Annotated in this window: 20 protein-coding genes; 1 reads left to right on the forward strand and 19 read right to left on the reverse strand. The window is 43.8% G+C overall.

Annotated elements, in window-relative coordinates; genetic code table 11:
• Positions 1-516: 516 nt before the first annotated feature.
• The 10 genes from MHH56_RS28515 to MHH56_RS28560 form a co-directional block, all read right to left on the reverse strand.
• Positions 517-3,951 carry an S-layer homology domain-containing protein gene (locus MHH56_RS28515; RefSeq protein WP_339204997.1) on the reverse strand — a complete coding sequence of 1,145 codons (3,435 nt, stop codon included), beginning with the start codon at positions 3,949-3,951 and terminating at the stop codon, positions 517-519.
• Between the two features lie 99 nt (positions 3,952-4,050).
• Complete coding sequence (locus tag MHH56_RS28520; RefSeq protein WP_339204998.1) at positions 4,051-4,545, reverse strand: response regulator; 495 nt, start codon at positions 4,543-4,545, stop codon at positions 4,051-4,053.
• Entirely contained in the window at positions 4,535-5,668 is a 1,134-nt protein-coding gene (locus tag MHH56_RS28525; protein ID WP_339204999.1) for a response regulator, read from the reverse strand. The genes MHH56_RS28520 and MHH56_RS28525 overlap by 11 nt, the downstream gene beginning before the upstream one ends.
• A gap of 482 nt (positions 5,669-6,150) precedes the next feature.
• Complete coding sequence (locus MHH56_RS28530) at positions 6,151-6,744, reverse strand: AAA family ATPase (protein ID WP_339209759.1); 594 nt, start codon at positions 6,742-6,744, stop codon at positions 6,151-6,153.
• 192 nt (positions 6,745-6,936) lie between these two features.
• Complete coding sequence (locus tag MHH56_RS28535; protein ID WP_339205000.1) at positions 6,937-7,434, reverse strand: AAA family ATPase; 498 nt, start codon at positions 7,432-7,434, stop codon at positions 6,937-6,939.
• Positions 7,435-7,616: 182 nt separating this feature from the next.
• The gene (locus MHH56_RS28540) at positions 7,617-7,925 is read right to left on the reverse strand and encodes a hypothetical protein (RefSeq protein ID WP_339205001.1); all 309 of its coding nucleotides are present in this window, start codon (positions 7,923-7,925) and stop codon (positions 7,617-7,619) included.
• Between the two features lie 92 nt (positions 7,926-8,017).
• Positions 8,018-9,151 (reverse strand): C45 family peptidase, encoded by a 1,134-nt coding sequence (locus MHH56_RS28545; protein ID WP_339205002.1) that lies wholly within the window; start codon positions 9,149-9,151, stop codon positions 8,018-8,020.
• Positions 9,152-9,717: 566 nt separating this feature from the next.
• A complete protein-coding gene (locus tag MHH56_RS28550) occupies positions 9,718-12,399 on the reverse strand; it encodes an S-layer homology domain-containing protein (RefSeq protein ID WP_339205003.1) in 2,682 nt (893 codons plus the stop codon).
• Between the two features lie 381 nt (positions 12,400-12,780).
• Entirely contained in the window at positions 12,781-14,106 is a 1,326-nt protein-coding gene (gene murD, locus MHH56_RS28555) for a UDP-N-acetylmuramoyl-L-alanine--D-glutamate ligase (protein ID WP_339205004.1), read from the reverse strand.
• A gap of 255 nt (positions 14,107-14,361) precedes the next feature.
• The gene (locus tag MHH56_RS28560; RefSeq protein ID WP_339205005.1) at positions 14,362-15,561 is read right to left on the reverse strand and encodes an MFS transporter; all 1,200 of its coding nucleotides are present in this window, start codon (positions 15,559-15,561) and stop codon (positions 14,362-14,364) included.
• Positions 15,562-16,000: 439 nt separating this feature from the next.
• On the opposite strand from MHH56_RS28560, the gene MHH56_RS28565 reads away from it, so the two are divergent.
• Entirely contained in the window at positions 16,001-18,262 is a 2,262-nt protein-coding gene (locus tag MHH56_RS28565) for a fibronectin type III domain-containing protein (RefSeq protein ID WP_339205006.1), read from the forward strand.
• Between the two features lie 64 nt (positions 18,263-18,326).
• Here the strand turns inward: MHH56_RS28565 and MHH56_RS28570 are convergent, their stop codons facing one another.
• The 9 genes from MHH56_RS28570 to MHH56_RS28610 all read right to left on the reverse strand — a co-directional run bounded on the left by MHH56_RS28570 (position 18,327) and on the right by MHH56_RS28610 (position 25,547).
• Positions 18,327-19,166: an SDR family oxidoreductase gene (locus tag MHH56_RS28570; protein ID WP_339205007.1), complete on the reverse strand. Its 840-nt coding sequence runs from the start codon at positions 19,164-19,166 to the stop codon at positions 18,327-18,329.
• Between the two features lie 17 nt (positions 19,167-19,183).
• Positions 19,184-19,690, reverse strand: a complete 507-nt coding sequence (locus MHH56_RS28575; RefSeq protein WP_339205008.1) for a YfiT family bacillithiol transferase — start codon at positions 19,688-19,690, stop codon at positions 19,184-19,186.
• A gap of 155 nt (positions 19,691-19,845) precedes the next feature.
• On the reverse strand, positions 19,846-20,556 hold the full coding sequence (locus MHH56_RS28580; RefSeq protein WP_339205009.1) for a hypothetical protein: 711 nt from the start codon (positions 20,554-20,556) through the stop codon (positions 19,846-19,848).
• Between the two features lie 453 nt (positions 20,557-21,009).
• On the reverse strand, positions 21,010-21,468 hold the full coding sequence (locus tag MHH56_RS28585) for an EVE domain-containing protein (RefSeq protein WP_339205010.1): 459 nt from the start codon (positions 21,466-21,468) through the stop codon (positions 21,010-21,012).
• A gap of 32 nt (positions 21,469-21,500) precedes the next feature.
• Complete coding sequence (locus tag MHH56_RS28590) at positions 21,501-22,046, reverse strand: DinB family protein (RefSeq protein ID WP_339209760.1); 546 nt, start codon at positions 22,044-22,046, stop codon at positions 21,501-21,503.
• A gap of 65 nt (positions 22,047-22,111) precedes the next feature.
• The gene (locus MHH56_RS28595) at positions 22,112-23,059 is read right to left on the reverse strand and encodes a YafY family protein (RefSeq protein ID WP_339205011.1); all 948 of its coding nucleotides are present in this window, start codon (positions 23,057-23,059) and stop codon (positions 22,112-22,114) included.
• Positions 23,060-23,451: 392 nt separating this feature from the next.
• A complete protein-coding gene (locus MHH56_RS28600) occupies positions 23,452-23,949 on the reverse strand; it encodes a GNAT family N-acetyltransferase (protein ID WP_339205012.1) in 498 nt (165 codons plus the stop codon).
• A 36-nt stretch (positions 23,950-23,985) separates the two neighbouring features.
• Positions 23,986-24,537 carry an SMI1/KNR4 family protein gene (locus tag MHH56_RS28605; RefSeq protein ID WP_339205013.1) on the reverse strand — a complete coding sequence of 184 codons (552 nt, stop codon included), beginning with the start codon at positions 24,535-24,537 and terminating at the stop codon, positions 23,986-23,988.
• The gene (locus tag MHH56_RS28610) at positions 24,534-25,547 is read right to left on the reverse strand and encodes a serine hydrolase domain-containing protein (protein WP_339209761.1); all 1,014 of its coding nucleotides are present in this window, start codon (positions 25,545-25,547) and stop codon (positions 24,534-24,536) included. The genes MHH56_RS28605 and MHH56_RS28610 overlap by 4 nt, the downstream gene beginning before the upstream one ends.
• Positions 25,548-25,632 lie beyond the last annotated feature (85 nt).

Raw genomic sequence — 25,632 nt, forward strand, 5'->3', positions numbered from 1 at the left:
CAATCAGTCCCCAAATAATTGTACAAACTTCACTAGTAGTTTGGTAAGTGTTCATTTTCACAATCAATGAATTTGATCGTTCTGTACCTTACTCCAAAAAATGTTTTATTGAAACATACCAATCGTATGCGCTCTACTTGGCTTCTGCACGATGATTTAAGGTACATTTCAATAATACCGCTTATCATCATCGTCCACAGTTTTTATATAATTTGCTTTTCTGGTATTCTAAGCCACTAAACGAACGTTACTCAGCTGTTTCCTAGTAAACAACTTTAAGATGTAATTCTAAGTATACTGGGAGGTTGAAGCAACATGCATTTCAAACTTAAAGACAAGAATGGCAATATCATCGGCCCCGCTATAAACGCGGATCATAAATTGATCCTTATAATGGTTGAAAAAAAGTCGGTCAAGGTTCTGTTCATTTCCTTCTATACAAGAGCATGTCATTAAAAAAGAGTTATCCCTCAAGCAGTTATTATACTGCCTAAAGGATAACCCCGTTATTTTACTTTACTTATTCTCTTGCTCCAACATATTCAGCAGTACCGTTACAGCCTCTGCTCTTGTTGCTTGGGCTTTGGGATTGAATTGGTTTGAACTAGATCCTACCATAAGGCTAAGCTTATTTAATTCCGCTACAGCCCCTTTCGCCCATGACGGAATGCTCTTATCATCTGCGAAGCTGGTAACAGTATCTGATTCGATGTTCAGCTTAAGCGCATTCGCGATCATCACGGCCATCTCCGAGCGTGTAACCTTTGCATTCGGAAGGAAGGTGCCGTCCTTATAGCCATTTATGATGCCGGCTTGTACCGCTTGCGCGACCGCTTTCTGGGCCCAGGTTCCGATCTTCACCGTATCTGTGAAAGTCAACGCCACTCCTGCTCCCTCTGGCTTCAATGCATTCATCAGCATGACTGAGAATTCCGCGCGAGTCACAGTTTGGTTCGGTTTGAACGTTCCGTCAACATAACCTTTTATGAAGCCAATGCTTACCGCTTGCTTGATTCCTGTCTCTGCCCAGTGCCCTGAGATATCGCTAAGTTTGATTTCTGTTGTAGTGTCTATTGGACCGACCTTTACTGGCACATCCCCCGTCGATGGACCGCCACCACCACTGGATGATGTATCTGCTGCTGCAGTTGCTGGGAACACTGCGGTTACAACGCCTGAATCAGCCATATTTGTTGTTGTTGCTCCTGCAACTGTAAAGAAGTCTGCATCCACACCTATTAAGGTATATCCTGCTTTTGGTGTAAGTGTAATCGTTGCTGTGTATGCTGTACCTGCCGCAAATGTTGTAGTCACCGCTGGCAACCATGTTACCGTCCCTGTGTAGTACATTGTCTCCGTTACTGTCGCTGCTGGCGTTGCCCCTGTTACCGGTGCTGTTACTCCTGCTATGGCTGATGTTGCGATTGGTTCTATTGTCGTATTGATGTTCGTTATATCGACCGTCAATGTTATTGCGCTGGAAGGATCTGCAGCTACACGGACGTAGACCGTATCTCCTGCATTTACAATAATATTATCTGCATAAGTGCCCGTGATCGCGGTGTAATCAACATCATTAAGCGAATATTCCATTCCATTCGCAACTTTGATCAATTTCGTTGTTAAGTAATCCGTTCCTGGCGTCAAGGCTGTAAACGCCCATAATTGAGGATATTGCTCTGATACCAAATACCAAACTGATTCGAAATCCCAATCCGTAAATGTGCTGCTGGTTTGCATTTCTGCAGTTGTTTTACGAATACCTATTCCATTAACCAATTGTTCTGATGTAATAATGCTGTCATAGAAGCTGTTGCTTATTGTTCCAGATTTGTTATATCCTAACAAACCGCCCACTTCGGAAGACCCACTCACACTTCCTGTGGCGTAGCTGTTGCTGACCGTTCCATCATTCCAACCAACCAACCCGCCTACATTATTTAGCGTTCCACTCACACTACCAGTCGCGTAGCTGTTGCTGACCGTTCCATAATTCCTACCAACTAACCCGCCTACATTATTCGCCCCGTTCATACTTCCTGTGAAGTAGCTACCGCTGATATTGGTTTCATCATTCCAACCAACCAACCCGCCTACATCTGCCCCGCTCACACTTCCTGTGACGTAGCTGCTGCTGACTGTTCCATTATCAATGTAACCAACCAATCCGCCTACAGTATTACCAATTTCGTCGCCTATAATATTCACATTTTCAAGCTTCATATTTGATAGTACAGAATTTTCAGCATAACCGAATAACCCTACAGGTATATCGTGATTAGGCCTGTTAATCGTCAAACCCGTGATTGTATACCCGTTGCCGTCCATATTTCCTTTAAACCATGTATCCCAATCTCCTATAGGCAGCCAGCCTTCGTCGGCCTGATAACCGCTTAAATCAATATCCGCTGTCAGCTTGAAAAAAATGCCGGAATCTAAATAATACCTGACCTGATTGAGTTGATCGGCGGTGGCTATCTGGTAAGGATCACTTTCCAAACCCGTTCCTTCACCTGTATAAAAATGCAACATATTCTGAACTACTGTTGCATGAGAATAACCAGTTGCCTTTATCTTGATTGTATGACTGCCTTTTGACAGCACACCAGCGTTTATCGTGATCATCCCGGCGCTGATCGTGTAATCCGTTTCCAATAACGGATTCTCTCCGTCCTTCACTGCCGTAATCTCTCCGCGCCACGTCTCATCATCTGCAAACGTAATCTCGATGTCGTTCAAGTTATCATTGTCTGTCGTGTCCGCAGTCAAGCTCGGCGATGCATTAACAGTGTTCAGACTCATCACCGTGACTTTAGAGCTATTCCCCAAATCCTGATAGGCCACATAAGGGGTGCCATTGTCTACATACAGGGACGTGTAATGTGCCTCACCCGCTGAAAACCCAGCGTTGCCCACCGTCACCCAATCGCTGCTGACGCTGTCATACTTCTTCACCGTGGCTTTAGAGCTATTCCCCTTATCCATATAGGCCACATAAGGGGTGCCATTGTCTACATACAGGGACGTGTAATGTGCCTCACCCGCTGAAAACCCAGCGTTGCCCACCGTCACCCAATCGCTGCTGACGCTGTCATACTTCTTCACCGTGGCTTTAGAGCTATTCCCCTCATCCATATAGGCCACATAAGGGGTGCCATTGTCTACATACAGGGACGTGTAATGTGCCGAACTCGCCAAAGATCCATCGCTGCCCACCGTCACCCAATCGCTACTGACGCTATCATACTTCTTCACCATGGCTTTAGGGCTAATCCCCCAATCGATATAGGCCACATAAGGGGTGCCGTCTGCAGCTACATACAGGGACGGGTAATATGCCTCCCCCTCTGAAAATCCAGCACTGCCCAAGGTCACCCAATCGCTGCTGACGCTATCATACTTCTTCACCGTGGCTTTAGAGCTACTCCCCCCATCCATATAGGCCACATAAGGGATGCCATTGTATACATACAGGGACGTGTAAGCTACCGAACTCGCCGATAATCCATCTTTGCCCACCGTCACCCAATCGCTGCTGACGCTGTCATACTTCTTCACCGTGGCTTTATCGCTATTCTCCCCATCCATATAGGCCACATAAGGGGTGCCGTCTGCAGCTATATACAGAGACAGGTAATCTGCCCTACCCTCTGAAAATCCTGCACTGCCCACCATCACCCAATCGCTTCTGACGTTGTCATACTTCTTCACCGTGGCTTTATCGCTATTCTCCCCATCCATATAGGCCACATAAGGGGTGCCATTGTATACATACAGGGATGTGTAATCTACCCTACCCTCTGAAAATCCAGTGTTGCCTACTTCCTGCCATACCTGTAGAGTATCCGCCGCAAACGCTTTAACTCCACCAACAAACAGCCCATTCAATCCACCTAACACCATCAACATCACTAAGGTGATGGAAACCGTTTTTTTTAGTATAATATTCATTAATGTTCCTCCTTCAAATTTTCAACTTACTCTTAACTAAGACAAGTATAACTACTACTTCTGACAGCAATCTGACAAATTCGACGTTTCAATGCTTCTCTAGAGCTTTTCGGAAAGTACTCTTTGCAGGGTTTTGTGGAGTCTAGCCTGTTCAACCGGTTTCACGATGTAGTCATAGGCATTAACTTCGAATGCAACCTGAGCATATTCTTTATAGGTTGTAACAAACACTAGCTTCAGCTTTCTACCGCCCTCTTTCAATCGTTTAGCAAATTCAAGACCACTCTCTCTCGGCATACTAATATCCAAGAATATCAAATCCACCTCATGATTCACCAAATACGAGTATGCGGCCGTGGTCTCCTGGAAGCTTCCTACGATTTCGATCTCATCCAGCTTAGCTAACATACGTTTCATAATGAAGTGCATAGCCTTCTCATCATCGATAATAACGACTTTCAGACGACTCCCCTCCTCACACGTAGCAAGAACTACAGTATAAACAATCCCACTGACAGCAAACTGACAAACTTCGACAACAAGAAAAAGCCTGCATATGCAAGGCTCTTCATCTTTCTGTATGTTAGGTATCAAGCTCCGCTAGCAATTGACTGTAATAGCCAGTTACAATAGGTGAGGGGCTTATTCCAAGCTCTTGATAAAGTGTCTCTGTATAGTGAAGATATTGCCGCATGAGTGCTACTTTATTATTCTGTAACGCTAAGGATTTCATAAACAGCTTAATGGTTTCTTCATCTAGCTCATAGTGAGCAGTCAGCTTTGTTAATAATCGAATTGCCGTTTGGGTATCCCCTCTATTTAACAAAGCTCTGCATAAGCGTTGGGTAAAAGCTGTATACATCAGCCGAAAGCGTTCTACCTCGCTCCATGCCCAATGGAAAGCGCGGTCCCCGAATAAATCTCCGGCATAGAGCTGCTCCAGCGCTAACGCCTGTTCTATATGGATATCATCCACTACAGCGATCTGCTTATAGCCTTCTTCAAATTGAAGCATATCGACATCTATGTGGTTAAGCTCTAACGCATAATAGTTGCTGTCCGAATGTAAGCTATCCTTCAGCCCATAGGTGTCCAGCAATTTACGAAGCTGATAGACTGTCGTGTATAAATAGGTTTCTGCATTCTTAAGTGGCATATCGTCGAACATATCTTCAATGATTCTCGCTCTGGATACAAGCCTGCCTTTATGTATTAACAAATAGCCAAAAAGCTCCGCGCTTTTGCTAGTCTTCCACTTGACTAACTCGTTCTTGGCATTACGAATCTCCATTCCGCCCAAACAATTAAATAGGACTCGTATAGAGGAAGAGTCAAGTTCTACCGAACCTTTTACTGAAGACATTTCGGAAAGCGCCCTTAGGACAGTACGATGAAGCCTTGCTTGATTGACGGGCTTTACGATGTAATCAAAGGCAAATACATCAAATGCAGGAAGCGAATATTCTTTGTGTGAGGTAACGAATACGATTTTCATTTGCCTGCTGCTCTCTCTTAATGGCCCGGCAAATTCCAGTCCGCTTTCCTTCGGCATATTAATATCCATAATTATCAAATCCACGTCTTGGTTCGTCAGAAACGAGTAGGCCGTCGATGTCTCCTGGAAGCTTCCCACGATCTCGACTTCATTAACCTTACCGAGCATTCGCTTCATAATCAGATGCATGCCCTTCTCGTTATCGATAATAACAACCTTCATATGCTTATCCTCCTTCCGTCCTGAATTATAGATTGAGAGGAAGATTCGGGAGGAGCGGGGATTGAGAAATGGAAGGTGCTTCCTTGCGAAAGCGCACTGTCAAACCAAATTTCTCCTCCATTCAAACGAACAAATTCCCTGCATTTGGTGAACCCCAGCCCGACGCCTCGCTCTCCGGCTGTCCCCGATGATGAGACCGGATAGACTTCCTGTAATATAGCTTCTGCTTGTCCCGCCGAAATGCCTGATCCCGTATCGCTTACCGAGACAATTATTTCTACCATTCGCGGGATATGCTCGAGTAATAAATCGATTAGACTGTTTAAAAATAGAAACAGCGGTAGCCTTGGACTCAGATATTAAGTCCAAAACTGCCGCTGTTTATTGAACTAACGTTCTCCGTTAGCTCAATCCCGAAATCCCTCGGACGCTGAGGGGCGATAGCCCCAATGCTTGAATATGGTGGTATCTGGATACGCCATCTAGGAAACACTAACATTTTTTTTGCTTAATTTCTTAAATACCGAGTATTCCTTATCGGACTTAATAAAATTTAATATTTTTTCGGCACATTCTTTTGGGTTCATCTCTTCAGTATTTACTTCGAGGTCATATTCATCAAAGCAATATACTTTGCTAAACTGTGAAGCTGCCAGTCCAATTTTTCTATCTCCTCTTGCTTGCTCTCTTCTTATGAGTTCTTCTTTCGAGCATATTACACCTATAAATAACGTAGGCTGATCGAAAAATTGATCAAGAAACTCATTAAACCTCTTGTCATTGTCGATTACGGTATCTACTATTACATTAAAACCCAGTTCTGATAACAATTTAATTGTAGAATGGTACACTGAGAATATGGAATCATCAAGTAATTGTGAGACAACTTGATGATCTATTTCTCTTGGAGGTTCATCTGGAAATTTATTATTAATAAAATCATTGTAATTATTAAAAAAATCATCAATTGATAAATGATAAAAAGGAATCTCTTTCTGATTTATCAGTTCAGTCGATATGGAAGTCTTTCCAGAACTTGAAGTTCCATTTAGATAAACTAATATCCCTTGCTTCAATTTAATCATCCCTTCAAAAAATAATCTTTGCGTATTTTTCAGATAACGTTGTATTCACAGTTTATAAAATTATTCAACTCAAGGAATATTCTAGAAACGATTGAATTATCCTGCCCATTAGCTTAATAAAAACAAGGAGCAGCTACCGTAGTATCTGCTTCTTGTACTGTTCAACTAATGTTCCCTATTAGTTCAAGCGTATTGGAGAACCCACTCTTTTATCTGAGAGGCAACTTCGGTTACATCATTATCCGTTGTATCAATAGTAGGCATAGGTGGGTTATAGACCTCATCAGCAATTTCAAGCAATCGTTTTGCAAAGTTTTTGTGGTTTTGAATCTCTTCCTCTGACCAATTTCTTTCACGTAGACGTTTCTCGCGAGTTTCTTCATCACAATGTAGGTTTAGGTAATATACATGCTTAAAAAATGGATAGTCCGCACATTTTTCAATATCCCAAGGCATCATTGTTCCGCATATTATAGTCATGCGCCCACTTTGAGCGATATTTCGTGCAACCCTAAGCCAAATATTTCGCATTTTCTCCCAATCATGCCCAATAAATTCAACAAGATTATCAGGGTCAAAAATATCAAAATCAGGCATCAATCTCCGTAGTTCCTTTATGACATATGTTTTCCCTGACCCACTTGCACCTGTTACGATAAATAAAGGCAATTTATTTTCCATTAGTTTTACCACCTCCCATTTACTTATATTTACAATTATAACACCTCACAAATGATATAAAAGGTAGTAAACAATTATAACTAAACTGCCAGTTAGCGTAATGAAGCAGCCGATCATTGTGATCGGCTACTTCCGTTTTTTTATTGAAATATCCTTTTCCGTTACTTCAATTCCTGGAAACATTACCAAATGTAATAGCCTGAGTGTTTTTTGTTATTTATTAAAATCATGGTTATTGAAACAGCACCAAATATAATATATATCCCTAGAAATACTGGTAATGAGAGGATACCCTTGTTTTCAAAAATTCCCATTATAATAAAAGTCATTCCTAATAAGATGTGTGGGAATATCAATCCTTTTTGGAATGAGGCTAGCTCATCCTCACTCAAAATATCTATTACGGATTTTCTAAGAAGAATTTTAAGTTTAAAAAAATGACAACCCCCGATTACAAGCATCCAAATACCTAGAAAAATTTGTGCATACATTCCCTTACCTCCTTTCTTAACATATCACCATTTTTTACCAACTCTTTTGTTAAGCAAATCTGCCCGTTAGCTCAATCACAAAAAACTAAGTATCATTTCATCTCTCTCCAAAATTGTTCTGGATTCTCAATAATTTCATTATTATAATCACAAATAATTTCTTGAATCCCAATTGGTGCATCAAAATCTATCACATGCCATGGGTTCATATCCGAAGGACCAAAACTAACCTTCAATTTCTTTTCCGTTACATCAAATATCATACTTCTAAGGGTACCCATCCCACTTGAATAAAAATGGCAGCATGGACCATTTGGATACGGAGTGGACATTAAGTTCCTTATCTTTTCATCATTGATATAAGGAGCATTTCGTAATAACGAGTTCAACACGGAAGAATAGCGCATCTCAGAATGCCAAAAGTGATGTTCGTCGAATTCCTTCATTTCATGACTCACATAATGATTTGTGGAAACCAATAAGCCACCAGTTGGTTTTCGCACTGAAATCCTTTTTTTATTTGATGAAAAGCTTGCCACCTCGAATACAGAAACTTGATTATCAGCATCCGCTACCAAAAAATTCGCATTCGTACACAACGGTATTTCTTCAAGCAAACATTGAGCTTCATAAACATCTTTACAGCGGTCTAAAATTGCACGAATAGCGACCCAAAACTCACATCCATCCCCACCAAGCGGTTTCAAGTAAGCCGTACTAGTCATGGAAACAACGAGTCCAAATTCGTTCATTCCATCCATTCTACCTGCATTTTGTAATGAGAAACCAATGTGTTTTGGTTTTCCTGTTACCCGGGTAATACATAAACTTCTTTCATCTCTTACAAAATATTCATAACTCCTTCCAACATAAAAATGCCCATCGCTCGTGTTGGAAGGAAGTACTCCAAATTGACAGCAATTATGAGAGTTGTGATACGAATTTGAAAAGCAAATTATTTTTTCCGGTTCTATACCTACTTCATCAGAAAATCCCTGTACTTCATCCACAAAACCAGGGCATATTTTGTCTATCAACATCATTCTCCTATGGGCAGTTGCTAATGATATATAATCCTGCCCTTCCATTGGACTAATAAAATATGGGATATCATCTGGATAGTTTTCTTTCATTGTAATCGCACGTTGTTTACCTACCTCATAACTGCTACCTTCAGCTACATGAATATCAAAAATCATAGGTTCTTTTTTTTCATTTTTATCCATATCTTTTGCACCTCCATAGATTACTGGTTCATCTTGGGAGTAATCTAACATATTAAAAAAATTAGGTCTATGCGATTGATGGTTCTTCGCTATACTGCGTGGTTAAATGTACGTTTTAAAGCTAATAGAGCGATTTGACATGGAGCCTCTATGGGCATGAGTCCTCGCGAAAAGCCGCGAATGGCAAGTCTTCGCGAAGCAAATTAGCTTATCATGCCCGCCTCTCCGTGTAAATCACACAATCTTTTGTTCCACCCAGGAATAGTGAGGAAGCCGAATGATTATCCTCTGAAGCTTATTGAACTATCCTGCTCGTTGGTTTAATAATCGCTCCTCGTTTAACACTTGTGTTTAATCGCTCGGATTGCTTTTATCTTCTCCACTTTAACAAATCAGTCTTATGTCTTGTTAGACGCAGCTTTAAATGTATCTTACTCTCATCCATATTAGAATGGACACAATCAATCTTCCGTTAAGAGTACCGCTATTTCGTGCTGTGAATGACGCTGCAATATACAAAAAGAACCTTCAAGCTGCACGATACGCGGCTGAAGGTTCTTTCGTATTTAGATATGCAAGCGATCAAGCAGCCTGAAAATCATGGCCGCGGCTTCCGCTCGGCTTGCTGCACGATCGGAACGGAACGTTTGATCGGTATAGCCCGTGATAATACCTTCCGAAACCGCACGGTTAATGGAGTCCTTCGCCCATGCCGGAATAGCAGCTGCGTCTTTAAATATCATTTCCGCACTTGCTGGCTGCTGCTCGTTAGCCTTTAAAGCATTCGCAATCATGACTGACATCTCAGCGCGTGTAATCGTTTGATTTGGCTTGAAAAGCATTTTCCCGTTTTGCTCGTAGCCTTTCAAAATACCCGCTTGCACAGCAGCAGCTACATCAGCTCCAGCCCATGCTGGAATGTCACTGTTATCCGCAAAGCTTGCAGCTCCTGAAGCCGCTGGCAGTCCGAGAGCTTGCACGATCATTTTGGCAAAGGCAGCACGAGTAACCTTCTCTTCTGGATGGAATGTCCCATCCTCAAAACCTTGAATTACGTTCATGCCAAGCAAGCGATCCGCAAATGGTGCCACCCAGTGCGTTGTCGCATCGGAGAACAGCTTTGCTTCTGCTTGGAAAACCGCAAATTTAGTAAAGTGGTTCACCTTTGCTGAAATTGTGCCATCTGCTTTGACAATGCCGCCAACATAAATCCAACGCTTTTGCAGCTCGTTATAGTAATAAATGGCCGCTTTTTTGCCCGATTGGACTTGATCCTTCTTGTAGTTGAAGCTAATTTCTACCGGTTTGTTGAATTGGTTGCCTGCTGTGCTTTGGAATTCGACCACCGGACTAAGCGCCTCAAGCGTCCCAGCCGACGGTGCCTCATTCGCCCCTACAACCTTAGCGCTTATTTTTCCGTTAACAGCTGCAGCGCCTGCTGGCACATTAAAGCTGATAACATCTTTAATTGCGCCATCAGTCCCTTTCGACGCATCCAAGTCTACTTCTACAGAAGTAGCTGGAGCCGGAGGAGGCGTCACGATCGGTCCTGGACCTGGATCTGTGTTGCCATCGTCTTTTGGCTCACTCGTTACAAAGATAGGATTCGAATAAAACCAAAGATCCTTGTAGTTGCGATCGTTAATTTCATTAAACCGTTTCATATAACGGATATCTAGATCCGCAATCGTTGTATCGTCTTCTGTTCTGACGTCAATGAGCGGCTCGCCGTTTTCAGTTTCGCCAGCTACATTTTCGCCAAGATTAGTGCCTCTTAGTCTAAAATACTGATCTTTGTACGCTGGATCGAGATCATACGTAATGACATTGTAGCCTTCCGCGTCTGTTGTCCAGTCTTCGCTCGTGAATCTGGCAATGACCTTCGTTGAATCATTCGTATCTTTGTTGTATTCATCCGTACCAGGCTTAACCTCACCTGTAACATCACCGGCAATCAAATCTACGTGGTCAACCTTAACAGCATTTGTCACGTCACTTTGGTAAATATATTTGTCATTGATAGCAGGATTTTCACTTTTAATCACGGCGTAATTGTTTGTCTGCGGGCTTTTGAAACGAATGGTCAGCTTAAGCGCATCGCCATCCTTCACCTTCAAGTTTTGCCCCATTTCACCTTTGTTTTCACCGTTAGTAATCGTAAAATCTAGAGCATTAATCAGGTCACCTGTTGTCGAAAATGATTTGCCTGAACGCATGCCGTCCAGCACAGCTGCCATGTCGTTGCCTTCTACCCATGTATAATTTTTGGAATATTCACCCGGCGCGTAGCCACTAGAATAAAGACCTTGCGATACTTTAAAATGGGAATCAGAGTTGGTGAAATTCCAAAACCGGCGACCTTCTCCAAGCAGCGCGTCCCACACCCCGCCAACCTTAGCAATCATATAGTCGGAACCGCCGTACGTCTTGGTCTTGGGATTATTTTGATTCAAGCCGGCTCTATCTGGCTCCATCTGATTGCCTGGCATGCCCTCCATCCCAAAAAAGATGTTTGGCGCTATATTGTTAAAATCACGTATATCTGAAATTCGAAAAATCGCATTGCCATTGACAAGCTTTCTGGATGGATGGTTAATAATCATATAGCTGGAATCTGCATAATTTGTTTTCAACCACTTCACAGCATCGCGCGCTGTAGCCGCATTTAGTGCAGGTCGCGTAGGGTACAGCAATTTCCACTCCGCTACAACTGCCGGGTCAAACATGCTCTCCGGGCGATCCGTATACAAATATTCAAAAAGGCTCGTTGCCTTTAAGCTGCTTTCTTCGCTATCCGCTAATATGCCTGCTCCGACGTGATCGTAGGTTGGCATATCCCACTCAAACCCTGAAAAAATAATTTTATCCTTGTACTTTCCTGCTTCTTTTAGTTTATTTATGATGTTTACCTGATATTTATTAACAGCATCTTTAAATGATATCGGAGAAGGAAGCGAGTTTCCTTCATCATCCCGCTTCGAAGTTCTCAGATGATCAGATAAATTCATCCAGTCCATCCCATAGGTTTCAAAAGCTTGATCGAGCACCGTCTGAACTGATTGCTGCGCATCATCTGAAACGTAGGTATGGGCATGGTATTCCCCTGCCATCCATTTTCCAGTGCCTGAAGTCCCAGCCGACTGGTTGCCCGCTTCTGCGAATGTTGTTGTCAATGCTATATTTTGCCCTGCAAAGCTTGCTGTTAAAATAAAAGCTGCTGCCAGCTTGGCCCACTTATTAGATAACATGTTATAATCCTCCGTTATAATGTTATAATTGCCATCTGCCTATATCATGTTAGCTATGCCGCTAATGCTGACCTCCTATTACGATTGATTTGAACAGCTCCACCCAAATGACCACATGTCTAAAATAAGAGATTGCTCAGGCTCTGTCTATGCTTTTGGAGCAAACGATATAATTTCTTAACATTAGAGATTGGAGCAAAAAAATCTATTCACATAGGAGCTTCGTTGTAAACTGGCCCCAACTATAAAAAACAGCGGCAGTCGTGGACGAAAAAAAGTCCTAGACTGCCGCTGTATTATTGAGCTAACGTTACCCGTTCCCGTTTACCACACATGCGTTCAATCAGGATTTCCCGGAAAACGCCTGTGTCTTATTCAATCCTATCCCTCCGAACGACGCAGTGTCCCGACCAGCTCTACAAAGTGGCCCCCGCGTTCTTCAAAGTTGCTGTATTGGTCAAACGCAGTGCAGGCAGGGCTCAGCAGCACCGTGTCGCCCGGTGCGGCCAGCTTGTGCGCATGCGCCACGGCCTCGGCCAAGCCTTCGCAACGGAAAATAGGCGGGCAACTCGGCACGCTGCGCGCTGCAGCCTCGATTTGACTGGCCGCTTCGCCGATCAACAGCAACACCTTGACATGATCAGGCAGCAGCCTAGCCATCTCGTCAAACGGTACGTTCTTATGTCTCCCGCCGGCGATCAGCAGCACTCTGCCCACGTGCGCGTGCAGCGTGGCAACGGTACGGGCGGGGCTGGATCCGATTGAATTGTTGTAGTAATGCACGTCGTCCACAGTGGCTACCCATTGGTTTCGATGCTCCACGCCGGCAAATGTGCGTGCCGTCTCCAGAATTGCCTCGTCCGGCACGGTCCCCCTCACGGCGGTCATGGCAGCCATAACGTTTTCCACGTTATACCACCCGGGCAAACGAATGTCACTGATAGGTACCAGGCCGTCGATTACTCCATCGCAGACCGTGTGACCGCCGAAATACTTGGTCCGCCCCCGTCCGCGCAGTGCGGCGGTCGCCGGGTTGTCGCCGTTAAGAACGGCAAGGTCTTCTGCACTCTGAAAATCCAGCAGGCGGCGCTTGGCGGCAGTATATTCATCCATGTCGCGGTGCCAGTCGAGGTGATTGGGCGAGAGGTTGGTCATGACCGCCACGTGGGGAGAGCGCGTCATATCCATCAGCTGAAAGCTGGATAGCTCGACCGCGCACACGTCCAGCGGCGACATCTCGCCTGCACGCGTCAGCAGTGGCGTGCCAATGTTGCCTCCCAGATGAACTGTACGCCCCCCGTTTGCCAGCATGTCTGCAATTAACGACGTGGTGGTGGTCTTACCGTCCGAACCGGTCACGCCAAAAATGGGACAAGGGCACAACGCAAAAAACTCCTCCATCTCACTGGTCACACGGCTGCCGCCAGCGCGGGCCGAGTCCAGCGCCGGATGGTCTGGGCGCATGCCCGGAGTGCGGAACACGATATCGCCCCCAACGCGATCCAGGTACTTCTCCCCTATGCGGAGCCCAACGCCTAGATCGTCCCACTCGTCCCGGGGCAGGGCCGGATTGCGGTCGCGAACGGTGACGCGCGCGCCTGCAGAGCACAGCATGCGGATCAGCGGTGAGTTGCTGACGCCGGCGCCGATGATGGTCACGTCCTGGCCAGACAGCGATTGGATATAGGTGTCAAAAGCAGGATTCATAAGCACCTCCGCTTAAAAAATGTCATTAAATCAAATATACCACATATTGGAACTAACCTGCCTGCCCGTTAGCCGTTCATTCAGCTCAATAAACAGTCCACTAAGGAAGAATTTTTTTCTTTCGACAATGAATGCGCCTCAAAAGCTAGAGATAAAAAAATAGGACTAGAAACTAGCCCTATCCCCCTCAATATAAATTAAACGACCCAAATAGATCAAGAAACTACACTTATGCACGAACCATACTTTAGCAACTCAACTGGATATCTCTACTTTGGGCACCTCAACTGCTTTTGGACGAAATCCGAAACCAAGCAGCGCGAAGATGAGGAAGGCCGCACCTAAAAACAGAAAAATACTATGAACAGAAACATAACGAATCCCATAACCGCCAAGCGTCGGGCCCATGATGCTTCCAATACTAAAGTGAATTGAAGCGATAACATTCGCCGCAGGCAATATTGCCCGAGGCAGTATATCAGCTGCATAAGCGAGACCTAAAGAGTAAAACGATCCAACCACTCCGCCAGCAATAGCAAATAATACAAAAAGCAGCGCGATATTATCTCCAGCAACAGGTATGGTGAAAAACACGAGAGCTCCTACCACTGCACATCCAATCAACACCGGCTTCCTGCCGATCCGGTCACTCCAAATGCCAAGCGGAAGCTGAAGAATTAAAGCCCCTACTCCAAATGCCATGAGCAGAAGCGAAATCCAATGCTGGCTCAGGTTGATCCGCAATCCATACAACGGAAAGTTGCTATTCATAGAAGCTTCCATCAGTCCATATAAGAAGCCAGGTATAAGGACAAACCACGCGAGGCGGTAGGTTTTTACAAAGCGATTCTCAGACGCAGTTCCCCGTGCTGCTCGCTCCGGCATTTCATTCTTCATACGCAGCACAAGCATCAGTACAGTAACAAAAAATAAACTGGACACTAAGAATGGAACCGCCCTTCCAAGTGGAAGAAGATTGATGCCCAGCGGCCCTAAGCTGAAGCCGAGTCCATAAGCCATACCGTACAGCGAAATAAATTTCCCCCGTCGATCGGCTGGACTGGAGCTTACGATCCATAACTGCGTCGCATAATGAAGCGAGCTATCTCCGACACCAACCAGCAAACGCAAGACGAACCATATCGCCAACGAATGGGTAAATGGAAACAGTAGATTAGCAAGTGTAACGAATGAAATGCCGACTAAAATAACTTTTTTGTACCCAAAACGCATGACCGGCTTCTCAACGAAAAACATTGTGCAAAAAATTCCGATATACATTGCAGCTGAATTAATTCCGTTCATATCTGACGATACGCCTGAATCCTCCAGCATAATCGAAAGCAATGGCAGCAGCAGCCCTTGACTCATACCGGCTACTACAACAACTAAAAGCAATGTGGTTAAACGAACATGGAAAGAAGGCGAAGCTGAAGCTAAAGCACTTGATGACAAACCTGTTGCACTCCCTTTACTAAAACTATCATTCTGATTTTCTCCTTACACATTGTATACCTGAGAGTAGAGACTGACAACCGCTCATTCATTGGCAGCGCCTCTCGCAATCGCCTATGCTGATTCAGAATTGCTGGGTGCAACGATAAGTGATAGATTTTTCTCCCTAAACTACAGGAAAAATCCCCCTTTATTTTTACTCCTTTCCCCCTCAAAATAAAAGTTGTTTCCTCTTGAAATAGTCTCCTATTTGCCTATCAAGTTTTCTTACTCCATTGCAAGAAGAGTCGAACTCTATTGTACCTCTCGGTTTTTCGCCACACTCTAAGTTCATCCCATTTATACAGTTAGGAGGTGATGTTTTTAAGAGATTGAATGTAATCGCTTACAAAAAAGGTAGTGGTCAGAAGCTTTATATTGAGAAGGGAGATAGTTGACGATGAAAAATGATTCGCGATCAACGAAACGAATGATGAAAGCTCTTTTAGCTGCCCTAGCGGCACTGCTAGTATTGACTGGATTGCCCTTAGGAACGGATAGAGTAGAGGCCGCAACAGCTCGCAACAAAATAATCGTAGGCTACTGGCATAATTTTGACAACTTCTCTACCAATATTCGTTTAAGAGATATTTCTCCGGATTACGATGTGATCCAGGTCGCTTTTGCCGAACCAACAGGTGGCGCACATACTGGCAATATGGTGTTCACGCCTTACAACGCAACCGTTAGCGAGTTTCAGTCTGATGTTGCTTTCCTTAAAGCGAGAGGACAAAAGGTGCTCATATCCATCGGCGGCGCTAACGGTGCAGTGGAGCTTACTACACCTCAGGCCAAAACAACATTTGTGAACACGATGAAGGGTATTATTAATTTATATGGATTTGACGGCCTCGATATTGACCTTGAAGGCAGCTCTCTTGCCCTTAACACAGGAGACACCAACTTCAAAGCTCCTACCACCCCAAAAATAGTAAATTTAATTTCCGCTACGCGTGAATTATTAAATAGCTATAGTCCAGATTTCCTTCTGACCATGGCTCCGGAAACGGCCTATGTTCAGGGTGGAGCAGGAAACTATACAGGACATTGGGGAGCATACCTCCCTGTCATCTATGATCTGCGAAATGAACTGGATTACCTGCATGTACAGCATTATAATACGGGTCCCATGTTAGGCCTTGATGGTAAAGCCTATTCTCAAGGTACGCCTGACTTCCATGTCGCTATGGCTGAAATGCTCCTTGTTGGATTTCCTGTCGGAGGCAACCCGAATAATATGTTTCCAGCGCTTCGTCCAGATCAAATCGTCATTGGCTTGCCCGCTTCACCACAAGCAGCAGGCGGAGGTTATACAACACCGGCTAACGTCCAGAAAGCTCTTGATTATCTTATAAAAGGTATCCCTTTCGGCGGAACCTACGTTCTTCGAAATACTGCTGGTTATCCTGATTTAAAAGGATTGATGACCTGGTCTATCAACTGGGATAAATATACGAACAATCTTTTTTCTACTAGTCATCGTACCTATCTTGATCAATATGGTTCGGGTGGAGGTGACGTTACAGCTCCGTCAGTTCCTGCTAATCTTCAATTAACCGCCAAAACGTCCACGAGTGCGAGCTTGTCTTGGAATGCATCTACCGATGATCGAGGAGTAACGGGTTATATCGTCTCATATGGTTCAACTTCAACAACCGTTACAGGTACAAGCACAACAATCAGCGGTTTGACACCTAACACAGCGTATTCATTTACTGTAAAAGCAAGAGATGCAGCAGGCAATATTTCTGGCGCGAGCAACGTGATTAATGTAACTACTGATGCACCCGTTGTGGATGTAATAGCACCTTCCGTACCTGCTAATTTACGCACGACAAGTACAAGTGCATCCAGTGTCAACTTAGCATGGAACGCTTCCACGGATAACGTAAATGTAACCGGTTATACCGTGACTTACGGTACAACAAACGTGAATGCAACGGGTACAAGCGCAGCAATTAGCGGATTAACCCCTAACACTGCTTATACCTTTACAGTGAAGGCATATGATGCAGCAGGCAATGTGTCTGGCGCAAGTACGCCAATTACGGTTACTACAAGCCCCGCAAATGTTTGCACCGTACAGCAATGGAACACCGACACAGCCTATACAGGCGGACAGCGTGCTTCCTACAACGGCTCTGAATACGAAGCTAAATGGTGGACAAAAGGAGAGCGCCCAGATATAAGCAGCGTGTGGAAATTAATTGGTCCATGCGGCAATGCAGGACCAGCGGATACTACAGCGCCAACTGCCCCAAATAATCTTCAAGCAACAGGTGCTACAGCTTCTACCATTAATCTTTCATGGGGAGCATCAACGGATAATGTCGGCGTTACCGGTTACACCGTTTATTATGGCTCTTCCAGCCTCAATGTTGCTGGAATTACAGCTACCGTAAGCGGTCTTACAGCAAACACAGCCTACAGCTTTACAGTGAAAGCAAAGGATGCTGCAGGAAATTTGTCGGCAGCTAGCAACGTACTTCAAGCCTCAACTACAGCTGGCTCGGGCGGAACAACGACTTGGGCTGCTCAAACAAGCTATGTTGCTGGCAGTACAGTAACCTACGCGGGCCTCTCCTATGTTTGTCTCCAGCCTCATACCTCACTGGTTGGCTGGGAGCCGCCAAATGTGCAATCTTTGTGGCGGCTTCAATAATAAAGCAAGAAAATGGACTATGGGCGCAATAACCCATAGTCCATTCCTGTTTATATATCTTATATTACATTTCTAATTGAAGTTTACGTGTATTCAGCATGCCCTCCAGCCCCGTAGGATCGTTGCTCACTTTATAATGTACAAACGCTTCAGCTTTATCGGATGTACGAATGCGCAGCGGCTTCGTCTCCATATTTACTAACTGAAGCACAACATCAGCAACGGATTCAGAAGTTTGTGGAACGGAGTTTCGCTTGGAAAAGGTATTAATAATGGTGTCATACGTTTGTTTATATTCATCATCTGGAATACCGCCTGTTTTTTCAATATGTGCAAAAACAGTATTGTTGAAATGGGTCCCAATTGCTCCAGGCTCCAGCAAAGTCACATCAATATTAAATGCAGGCTTGTAGTAGGTCGCTAAGCTCTCCAACAACCCTTCAACTGCAAACTTGCTTGCGCAATAAATTTCATTTAATGGTTGTCCGACCAATCCCCCTACACTCGTCGTTGCGATCAAATGGCCTGAGTTCGACTCGCGAAGAAGTGGCAAACCCGCACGAATCGTATGCATAACCCCGTACACATTCGTATCAAAAACAGCTTGAATTTCCTCGAAAGTAGCTTGACCTAGAGCACGCAACAGCCCAAATCCTGCATTGCAAAATAAAACATCCATATAACCGTGTTTTTGCTTAATGACCTCAAATGCCTGCTCCAATGATTCCGGTTTAGTTACTTCCATTTCAATGAAATGTAGATTGGGCTGATCGCTATACTTTGCTTGATCACGTTCTGCATGCCGAGTTCCAGCGTATACGATCCATCCTTCTTCAGCAAATTTCAATGCTGTTGCAAGACCTATTCCGGATGAGGCGCCTGTAATCGCAATAATTTTATTCATGCCTGATTCTCCTTATTTTAAAATATGGAAGCGATCTGTGCAGTATGATGCCGATTATGCCAAATGAATCGTTGAAGTGCAGCATCAAGACTCATGGCGCCGTGAGTTGGACTTGTAAACGTTCGTTGAAAATCTGATGATTGTAAAGATCGGAGAATTGCAGTAAACCGATCATGAACGGATTCCAGGAGATTCAGCGATGTTTCGAGGGGTGTTTCATAATCGCTTAATTCCGCCCATAAATCTTCTCTATACGAGCTGGCTGTGGGATTATCCTCCGTTAGCGCTCTCTTGAAACGAATAAAAGCATTCATATCGTTGTCAGCCATATGGTGAACAACCTGCCTGACGGTCCAACTGCCCGGACGGTATTGTAAAAGCAGCTGCTCAGACGTTAAGTTTTGTACCGTGTGCCGCAGAATCGGACATATTTGCGACACATCCTCAATCCAGCTTTGCCGAAGCTCGGTCGTTGCATGCTGTATGAGTTCAAATTGCCCGATAGGATAACGTAACTCATTCATATGCTCGCCCCCCATTCTTTAATTAACCTTCAATAAACATAGGGATTTCCATATGGTTAGGATTAGAAATCCATTGTGACAATACTTCTCGTTGGTGCTCCCATAATAAAATTCAAATCATTGTCGGGATGCAAACTTAGCTGCCGTTCTAATTCTCACGTGATCACCTCACTATTTTTATCGCGTTTTCCTTTAATATTTATATTTGCTGATTGTCTTATTGCTCTTGCATTTTTTATGCTTGTCGCTTCTAATAATTTGTTTAAAATATCTACTGGAGTGTTGGCGTTTTGGGATAATGACAGCCAAACATAGGGCTCTTTTGTCTCAAAAAGGGATTGAAACTCTTCAAGTGTTAAATCATTGCGGCTCGCATATTTAGCAGTGTCCACCACAGTGAGCAATCTTTGCAATGCGTCTGCATCCATATTCCTTTTTATAGCTGCTTCGAGCAATCTTCGCTTTTCAGGTGATGATGGCTGTTTATAAATCAAGCTCTCCATCATCCATTTATGATTATCGTATTTGTTAAACAGCAGCTCCATTTCTTCATGGCCAAAGGATAGTTGAGTGTAGACGTCTATCGCTAGTGTCAATAAAGCTTCGTCTACTATCTCTGCTAATCTCCACAAGACATCGTAGTCTTGTTTGGAATGACTTAAGTCCATAATAGCAATATTCCTATCTATTAGGGAAAAAGCGATTTGCTTCGGGAGAGGTTCATCGTATAACGAGATTAGTTTTTTCCAAACCTCCTCCTCCCCATCCGTATTTTTAGCTTCATTGTAAATTTTATATAATAGGTCTTCCGTTAATTCTATTTCCATTTGATTAGAATGTAACAATTGTTCGATAAAAGGATTCATTTTACTCCATTCCTTTCATTAAGAAACGTCACTCCATATCGTACAGATTATTAAAATATTCAATAGCTTGATCCAATAGTTGTTGATTCATATCCGAAATCGTCTCATTTGTATAATAGGCAAGATGTGGAGTACATACAACATTAGGCAGATCATATAGCTTTCGAACGTTTGCTCTAATTTATTTCGTTTCTGTGCTGTTAGATGGATTGTTTTGTCTACTGCACATTGCCATTTCTGTTTCATTTCTATCCTCTTCTCATGGATTCTATAGGTTTAATCTCATAATAATAGAGAACCTAAACCGTTTCCAATATCTAGTTTATATAGGAAAAATAGATATAGCCTATAACAAAGCACCTCAGACTTCCTAAAGTAAGTTTTAGACTGGCCTCAGAAATTGAAACAGCGACAGCCTAGGATATGAAAATAAAGTCCTAGACTGTCGCTGTTTTATGAACTTTCTATCTGCTCATTTAGCATCGCTTTGGCAATTGTCAAAAAGTCCTCCCGACTGATCTCAAAATGACCGTAGCGGAAGGAATACCCCCAATTTCGGTTCCCGCGAGTGAAGCTAAGCTTTTCTAAAAGATCTCTAATCTGTACCTCGCGGCATGAAATATAGCGGATATTTCGGCGTAATGGCACAAATGATTCTGACATCTGATATTCGTAGACTTTATCATCATCCACTTCTCCAATAGCGGTGAACGCTTGGAGTGGTGCCCCGTTCCTTATTTCTGTTCGCGGGGAATAGTAGATCAACCAATCGCCTGCTCGCATCTTACGTAAAGGTGCTGACTTGCCGTGGCAGAGCTGAGCGAATCCCCCCGACTCTCCACACTTCACATGGGATGCGGACACGACACCAATCCAGAAGCGGCTTTGCTCGTTTATTTCATCCATTTGCATACCTCGAAATCCCTTCCTTTATTAAAACATGTTTATGTCGCTTCCCGTACCAGCTCTTGCTTTAAGCGGTCCAGCTGCAGGAGATGGTGACGGTAGTGCATTTCAACAAGCAGAAACCACTCCTCCGCACACAATCCACCGAATCTCGGATGGGACACTGTATGTTTTTTGGACACTTTTTCAAGGGTAGGTTCAATGTCCTTCATTCTCTGGATGACAGTGTGTAAGCCTTGAATCAGCTGCTCTTTGCTTTCCGGCTGCTCCGGAGTATATTGTGGGGAAGGCGGAACATGAATACGAGTGGGCGGGAAGCTTCCTTGAGAAAATATAGCCGCACCAACCTCGGTTTTTTCCGTTCCAGGAACCGTGGGATCTTGGCTTGGCATTAAGCATTGATCAAGATTACGAAGCTGCATATAAAGCGCCGAGCTAATGAGATGTTGAAACATCTGACCGATTGACCATTCGTTTTCACTTTGCTTTTGCCTCAGCTGCTCCAGACTGAATTGATCCAGTTCATGAATATAATGTGCCGCAGTTTCCTCAAATCGTTGTAATGCTAGCTTTGTTTTAATCATCATCTATCATCGCCTCTAATCATCTTTTTTTCTAAGTATACAAAAACGCTACTGACACCATTATGTCAGTAGCGTTTTAACGTTTTTTTCAGTTCGTCTCTAACCCGATGTCGGAAGGATTCCGGCTCCAGCACAACCACTCCGCCTCCCCAGCTGAGCACCCAATGCAGCAATTCCTCAGGCTGCCGAACACGTAAGGTCACCAGCAACCCTTCGGTATGATCCTCTATGGTTTCTATATAGAAGTTGTTCGATTCCCTTACCTTATCGGCAATGTCAGGTTGGACACATATGCGCACACGAACGTTGCGATCGTCTGGAGGCTGGTATACATCTAAATTGAAATCTGCTGGCAGCATAAATCTATCTTCCAGCTCGATAAGCTCCGACATCCGGGACAAACGAAAATGACGGATGTTTTGACGCAATTCGCACTGTGCAACGAGTACCCATGACCCTTGAAGAAGGACAAGTCCATAAGGAGCAACCGTACGAACACTTTGGCGGTTCCCATCAGCCTCGGCAATTCTTTTGGAATAGCGGAATCTTATTTTTCTTTCCTCCAGAATCGCTCGACGAATCGCTTCCAAGTATGCCTTCTCTTGTATTCGTGCTATATCTTCAACGGAAGCAAGCAAACGAAAGCTCTTGCGAATCCGGGATGCCCTACTACGGATCGGTTCCGGCAGGATGGCTTCAATCTTTCCTCTTGAAGTTCGAGACTTACTGCCATAGTGAACATCAAACCATTGCTCGATAAAATCTGTCCCGATGAGTAACGTCACTGCTTCTTCTACCGTGAAACTGACTGGCGGCAGGAAATACCCCTCCATTAGGGAGTATCCCTGCCCTGGCGCTCCTATCACGGCTACGCCAGCTTCACTCAAAGCCTGAATATCCCTGTAGATGGTTCTCACGCTTGTTTCAAATGTAGCGGCTAAATCCTCGGCTCGTAACACTTCGTTACGCTGCAGCTCAAGCACTATAGCTAACAAACGATCCGTTTTGTTCATGCACTGCACCCTTTTCCGAGAGATTGTTTATACCAGAGTTCCTCCACTGAAAGTATATCACTAAGGTATCCTGCCCGTTAACTTAATGAAGCAACGTCAGTCTACGACTTTATTTTCTTCTGACAACATATAATTTATAGAGAAATGAAGTGAGTTTATCAGTTTATTCCTTGCAGGCATCCTTGCTGGTGAAGAACTCATGATTCGCTATGGGGTGCACATGTCTCTGGCTGGTCTAGACGACCAGTCTCAAATTAAGGTTCGTCAAGCACTAATACTTAAACTGCGTGTGCTGGTGCCCACTATCTTTTTTCCAGCAGCCGTGTCGGGAGTTGCGGTGCTAGTACTGAGCGGCTCCGAGCCAGTTATGCAAATTGAAAAGATGACTATTCTCATAAGTGAATCCAGTAATTGCATTTCCCATCTTCATTTGCTTCTAGTACACCATTATTTAACTCAATGACTCTTCTAGAAGCGATATTACTTTCCACACAAGACAGCATAACATCCTTAATTCCCATGCTTTCTGCGTTTTTTAGGAGTTCATTTAACATGACCGTTCCGTAGCCTTTTCCGCGTTTGCTTGGTCTGATCGTATACCCTATATGCCCGCCTGATATTTTTAAATTATCATTCAAATAATGCCTCAGCTTTCCGTAGCCTACGGGATATGAATCAACGAATAACCAGAAAACAGTCTGGGGAACGTGCTGGGGTAAGAGATCAATACCTTGCGAGATCGCTATGTTTTTTCGAATAAATGAAGGAAATTGACTATAATCGATATCATACGAACTATTCACAAACCCATTTTCTCCTGGGCCTATTTCTACTAACATGTCAAAAATATCACGTCCATCATCTACGCTTGCTGCTTTTAGTTCAATCATCTTCTTTAGGCCTCCTATTTATATATTCCGCATCCACTAGTCTCTTAATCTATTATTATTTCCCTCGTTATAAATGGGCCAATTCCAATACTTCTCACCCTGACATATGATAAAACGATCAAACCATTGCTCAAAATTCATATGCAGCGGCCTCGCATCATGAAAATGGTCAATATGGCCTTTGACCATTAAGTAATGGTCTGAGCCTTCGTTAAAAGCTTTTAAATGAATAACAATGTCATCCTGATAAATGTAAGCTACTTTCAAATAACCTTCATTAGGCTCCTCGTACGTTACTCCAAATGTATCCTGCCACCCGTATAAGTAGGCCTCTCCTCCGTACTCTGGATGGTCAAAGAGCGAGCAGCCATTCGTTATTCTAAGGAAATTCAAATAATCCTGAGGAAGTTTACAACCCAGTTTTTCCTGAAAAAGCATTAAATCTTCTTCCCGTGCAGGGGATCTAAATGTACATTTGGCCTCGTATAGTTCACCTTCACGCAGCTGTAAGGTTAATAACCCGTTGCCCGCCTCTAATCTTTGTTTTAAGGAAGTGATGGTTTTCTTAATGATACCTCCTTGAATCATCGAGCACCTCCATAACTGCGAAGCAGATCATATGCCATATTTCCAAACTTTCTAATGTCGTATAAGTAATCATACCCGCTCGAATCCTGCAGCTGGTTATACATGCGAACCACTACGGCATCGCAGCTCGGAATGACCAGACAGGCGCAGCCTGTAATTCCAAGAACTTGATAAGCGTCGCTCGGCAGATGCTCGCCAATTTGATTCAAGGGAGTATCACTTTGCAGCCACCATATAAAACCATTTCGAGGCAGGTGAGAGGGAACAGTGAGCGGCGTATGCAGCGTAGTAGCTCTTGCAAAAACAGTTTGCGGCAGCAACTGTTTTCCATTTACATTGCCATTTTTAAGATGCATATGTCCCCACATCGCTAGATCGCGCGCACTAACGAACAAATTGCTTTGATCACCCGCATCACTATCGTTTGGCCCCACCCACGTATCTTCATCATCGTAATAATTATATAAAAGTTGCTCAGCTGCTTTTGTTCTCCAGCCCGTTTCCTTTAACCCGTATTGATTAAATACATGACTCGCCATAAAAGAACTTAAGTTTTGCCCCGATATATGCCTAACTATTTGAAAAAGCATGCCAATTCCCGTATTGCGGTATGCCCATCCATATCCAGCTGGGAACTCTCTTGCTATCTTCCCGTTCTCTTCGATTAATCCATGGGTATGCGTAAGCAAGTCCCTCAACGTTACCCCTCGCGCTGCATCTTTATAATCATTGAGATACTGCCCGATTTCATCATCCACGCTGCCTATTTTCCCTTGCTCTATTAATAAGCTGACAGCAAGCGCTAGATACGTTTTACGGATTGATGCTACGTTGAACTGCGTTTTTTCATCCACGAGTCTCGATGCATCTGATGCTTCATGTGTACCGGAATACCACTCGTTTACAACAACATCGTTCTGAATGATATAAGTTGCGGCAGCTGTGGCGCCGATACTTTGTTGAATAACATAGACATACTCATTCAGGCTTTGAAAATGATTCGTTTCCATTCTCTGCACATAATCCTCTCCTGCTTCAGAGTTGATTGACCAATTCTGATTAACAATAATCCGCCGCCCTTATATTGTCAAATAA

This window comes from Paenibacillus sp. FSL K6-3182 (assembly GCF_037976325.1).
Taxonomy (GTDB): domain Bacteria; phylum Bacillota; class Bacilli; order Paenibacillales; family Paenibacillaceae; genus Pristimantibacillus.

Bases quoted from the DNA above. Each gene is read 5' to 3' on its own strand.
- MHH56_RS28515 (WP_339204997.1), bottom strand. From the start codon at position 3,951: ATGAATATTATACTAAAAAAAACGGTTTCCATCACCTTAGTGATGTTG.
- MHH56_RS28525 (WP_339204999.1), bottom strand. From the start codon at position 5,668: ATGAAGGTTGTTATTATCGATAACGAGAAGGGCATGCATCTGATTATG.
- MHH56_RS28535 (WP_339205000.1), bottom strand. From the start codon at position 7,434: ATGGAAAATAAATTGCCTTTATTTATCGTAACAGGTGCAAGTGGGTCA.
- MHH56_RS28540 (WP_339205001.1), bottom strand. From the start codon at position 7,925: ATGTATGCACAAATTTTTCTAGGTATTTGGATGCTTGTAATCGGGGGT.
- MHH56_RS28545 (WP_339205002.1), bottom strand. From the start codon at position 9,151: ATGGATAAAAATGAAAAAAAAGAACCTATGATTTTTGATATTCATGTA.
- MHH56_RS28550 (WP_339205003.1), bottom strand. From the start codon at position 12,399: ATGTTATCTAATAAGTGGGCCAAGCTGGCAGCAGCTTTTATTTTAACA.
- murD (WP_339205004.1), bottom strand. From the start codon at position 14,106: ATGAATCCTGCTTTTGACACCTATATCCAATCGCTGTCTGGCCAGGAC.
- MHH56_RS28565 (WP_339205006.1), top strand. From the start codon at position 16,001: ATGAAAAATGATTCGCGATCAACGAAACGAATGATGAAAGCTCTTTTA.
- MHH56_RS28570 (WP_339205007.1), bottom strand. From the start codon at position 19,166: ATGAATAAAATTATTGCGATTACAGGCGCCTCATCCGGAATAGGTCTT.
- MHH56_RS28575 (WP_339205008.1), bottom strand. From the start codon at position 19,690: ATGAATGAGTTACGTTATCCTATCGGGCAATTTGAACTCATACAGCAT.
- MHH56_RS28580 (WP_339205009.1), bottom strand. From the start codon at position 20,556: ATGAATCCTTTTATCGAACAATTGTTACATTCTAATCAAATGGAAATA.
- MHH56_RS28585 (WP_339205010.1), bottom strand. From the start codon at position 21,468: ATGCAAATGGATGAAATAAACGAGCAAAGCCGCTTCTGGATTGGTGTC.
- MHH56_RS28590 (WP_339209760.1), bottom strand. From the start codon at position 22,046: ATGATTAAAACAAAGCTAGCATTACAACGATTTGAGGAAACTGCGGCA.
- MHH56_RS28595 (WP_339205011.1), bottom strand. From the start codon at position 23,059: ATGAACAAAACGGATCGTTTGTTAGCTATAGTGCTTGAGCTGCAGCGT.
- MHH56_RS28600 (WP_339205012.1), bottom strand. From the start codon at position 23,949: ATGATTGAACTAAAAGCAGCAAGCGTAGATGATGGACGTGATATTTTT.
- MHH56_RS28605 (WP_339205013.1), bottom strand. From the start codon at position 24,537: ATGATTCAAGGAGGTATCATTAAGAAAACCATCACTTCCTTAAAACAA.
- MHH56_RS28610 (WP_339209761.1), bottom strand. From the start codon at position 25,547: ATGGAAACGAATCATTTTCAAAGCCTGAATGAGTATGTCTATGTTATT.